The organism is Catenibacterium faecis, from assembly GCF_014306455.1.
Lineage (GTDB): Bacteria > Bacillota_I > Bacilli_A > Erysipelotrichales > Coprobacillaceae > Catenibacterium > Catenibacterium mitsuoka_A.
Genome location: NZ_JACRWG010000104.1, coordinates 1 through 3,430 on the forward strand (window position 1 = coordinate 1; position 3,430 = coordinate 3,430).

The window sequence follows — 3,430 nt, forward strand, 5'->3', positions numbered from 1 at the left end:
ACCTCCTTATGCGGACAAAGATATTATGCCGAGTTAATTTGAAATATCCTTTAATAATCATAAGGTTTTCTTTATTTTCTCGGCATAATGCATCACACTTTAAATAGAATTATAGTTCTATTTAAAGGAGCGTGATGATTATGAGATTAGAACTAATTTGTAGTGGATTGACAAAATTATTAGTAGACAATAACTATAGTCCAACCACCATAAACTTTTATAAAAGAGAATGGAAAAAACTAAATGATTTTCTTTTATCAGAATATGGGGATGATGTTTTTTCTATTGATAAAGGTTTAATCTTTTTAGAAAAGATTCATGGTATTGTTTCATCTTTTGAAGAATCCAAATTAAAAGATCAACAGTTGCAGTTGATTAGATCGATTCAAATCTTACAGGATTATAAGCTTCATGGTGTACTTACTAGACGATATCATGCATCTAAGAATCCAATCAGATTAGAGGGTGATTATTTAAATATTCATATTCGTTTTAATGATTATCTAGATCACACCGAGTTGTCGAAGTCCACCAAAAAGCATTATATTAGAATTTCTCTAATATTTCTTGACTATCTTAATCAAAAAGGAATAACTGATGTTAGTTACATTGATTTATCCATATGTAATGATTATATAAGAACTTTTACTGGTATGTCTTTTAAAACGATTGAACAACATATCTGTGGATTACGATATTTTTTAAGATATTTAAATGAAGAAAATGTGCTAGAAAGTGATGTTGCTTCTCTTATTCATATGCCAGCTATATCAAAATCGACTAAGATACCATCGGTATGGACTGAAGATGAAATCAAAAAATTATTACAGGCTATTGATAGAAGCAGTCCTATTGGAAAAAGGGATTACGCAATGATAGTGTTAGCTTGTATTTTAGGGTTACGTATTTCTGACATTAAGAACTTAAAATTTGATAATTTTAACTGGGAAGAAAAAAAGCTGAGCATCATTCAACATAAGACAAAAAAACCATTAACATTGCCTATCCCTGATGCAGTTGGATGGGCAGTAATAGATTATATAAAGAATGGAAGACCTAAATATTACGAATCCAAATTTATATTTCTAAAGCATATGCCACCTTTTGGTAGTTTAAGTGATGAAAACCATTTGTCAGATAGAATTCATTTTTATATGAAAAAGGCGAAGATTCCATTAAACAAAAACTGTCACAGGGGCTTTCATTCTCTAAGACATACATCAGCTTCTATGCTTCTCGATGCAGGAGTCGAATTACCAGTCATCACATCAATTCTTGGACATTCTAGTACTGATATAACTTCTATTTATTTAAAGACAGATCTTGATAAATTAAAAGAATGTGTTTTGGATTTGACGTTTGACGATGAATACATTGATATTCGATAGTATTTTCAAAAATGAAATTCAAGATCTGATCAATTTAAAGAGAGCCCAAGGATTTAAATACGTAACAGAAGAATTCGCATTAAAAAGAATAGATAAGTATCTTGCAGGTAAAAACATACAAGAAAAAGTGATTACTAAATCAGTAGTTGATGAATGGTGTCTAAGAAAGACGTATGAAACACAAGCAAATCAAAAAAGTAGAATATCAATGATGAGAGTACTATGCTCATATTTATTAGAATTAGGATTTGATGTATATGTTCCTCCAAAAGGATTGATAAGAAAACCCCAAAAATATAATGCACATATCTACACCGATGATGAATTAAGAAGATTTTTTAAAGCCGTTGATAAGAGTCAATCAGTTCCTTCTGAATGTCCATATCGCCATATTATTATGCCTATATTCTTTAGAATACTATATACAAGCGGGTTGCGTGTATCTGAGCTAAGACTGGCTAAAATTGAGGACTTTCATTTGGATGAAGGCTACTTTATAGTTAAAAGTGGAAAGAATAATAAAGATAGAATAATTCCAATTCATCCTGTATTAGTAAAAAAATGTAAGGAATTAAAATCAACTATTCATATTGATTCTGATGAATCAGAATATTTCTTTATGAAATTACCTGGCAAACCACTAACACTTCAGTGTGTATACAATAATTTCAGAAGATATCTTGATAAGGCCGGAATATCGCATAATGGACGTGGCCCACGAGTCCATGACTTTCGTCATACTTATTGTGTCAACTTATTAAAGAAATGGGTATATGAGGAAAAGAATCTATTGGTATATCTGCCATATATGAAAACAATGTTAGGTCATGAAAGTTTTGATGAAACAGCCTATTATCTTAAATTGACAGCTACACTTTTTCCGATGATTCAGTTAAAGCTTGAAAGTTCCTATCCTAATATAATTGAAACGATTGAAGAACATGACAGCAACTGATTTCGCAGTTCTCGTAACCAAGTTTTTAACTGAATATCTTCCTCTTCATCGAAACTGTTCAAAAAATACTATAAGCAGCTATAAGGATTCTTTGAAATTATTTATTCTCTTTCTAAGAGATCACAAAAGTATGAACATCAATAAATTTAAGATGCACCAGATTAATAGAGAACTTATTCTTGAATTTATTGAGTGGTTGGAAAATCGTGGAAATTCACCTGTTACTATCAACCATAGATTAGCAGGGATTAAATCATTTATAAATTTTGCACAGTATGAAAGTGTTGAAAATCTGGCTTATTTACAAACTGTCTTATCAGTTAAGTCATTAAAAACTACTACTAGACAAGTTGATTATCTAACTGAAGAACAAATGAATAACTTGATAAATCTTCCGCCTACAGATACATCTACAGGAATTAGACATCGTATCATCATGTGCTTATTATATGATACAGGTGCAAGAGTACAGGAATTATGTGATTTAAAAATTGAAGATATCAATTTAGGTAATAATCCTACAGTTAAACTGCATGGTAAAGGTTCAAAAATACGCATAGTCCCTATTTCTAAGAATATGAATCAGATATTAGAAGTGTACATATCTAAATTTTTTTCAGATATTAAATTGAAAAATGAGTATTTGATTAAGAATAAAAATAATCAACAGATGAGTAGAGATGGGATAGAATATATAGTTCAGAAATATGCAACAATCTTAAAAAACAATGATCCTAGTTTTCCATCAAAAGTTCATCCCCATATGTTTAGACATAGTAAAGCAATGCACATGCTTGCAGTTGATATTCCTATTGTCTATATTCGAGATTTTCTGGGGCATGAAGATATTTCAACAACTATGATTTATGCCAGAGCAGATTCAAGAAAGAAAAATGAAGCCATAAATAATTTGGCACCGAAATTAATTGAAGAAAATTATGTTGATTGGAGTAAGGATCAAGATTTATTAGACTTCCTAAACAGCTTTAAATAATATTATTATGCCGAGAAAACAAAGAAAACCTTCTGATTATTAAAGGGTTATCTAAATTAACTCGGCATAATATCTTTGTCCACATAAGGAGGT

3 protein-coding genes are annotated in these 3,430 nt (G+C 30.2%); all 3 read left to right on the forward strand.

Annotated features, from left to right (window positions below; all coding sequences use genetic code 11):
* The first annotated feature begins 140 nt into the window (after positions 1–140).
* The 3 genes from H8909_RS12715 to H8909_RS12725 are packed head-to-tail and all read left to right on the forward strand — an operon-like array spanning position 141 to position 3,337.
* A complete protein-coding gene (locus tag H8909_RS12715) occupies positions 141–1,388 on the forward strand; it encodes a site-specific integrase (RefSeq protein ID WP_238928302.1) in 1,248 nt (415 codons plus the stop codon).
* A complete protein-coding gene (locus tag H8909_RS12720; RefSeq protein ID WP_006504375.1) occupies positions 1,366–2,343 on the forward strand; it encodes a tyrosine-type recombinase/integrase in 978 nt (325 codons plus the stop codon). The genes H8909_RS12715 and H8909_RS12720 overlap by 23 nt, the downstream gene beginning before the upstream one ends.
* The gene (locus tag H8909_RS12725; RefSeq protein WP_006504374.1) at positions 2,330–3,337 is read left to right on the forward strand and encodes a site-specific integrase; all 1,008 of its coding nucleotides are present in this window, start codon (positions 2,330–2,332) and stop codon (positions 3,335–3,337) included. The genes H8909_RS12720 and H8909_RS12725 overlap by 14 nt, the downstream gene beginning before the upstream one ends.
* The last annotated feature ends 93 nt before the right edge of the window (positions 3,338–3,430 follow it).

What these genes read in the sequence shown, in the direction of transcription:
- H8909_RS12725 (WP_006504374.1), top strand. Translation starts at nt 2,330, where the DNA reads ATGACAGCAACTGATTTCGCAGTTCTCGTAACCAAGTTTTTAACTGAA.
- H8909_RS12720 (WP_006504375.1), top strand. Translation starts at nt 1,366, where the DNA reads ATGAATACATTGATATTCGATAGTATTTTCAAAAATGAAATTCAAGAT.
- H8909_RS12715 (WP_238928302.1), top strand. Translation starts at nt 141, where the DNA reads ATGAGATTAGAACTAATTTGTAGTGGATTGACAAAATTATTAGTAGAC.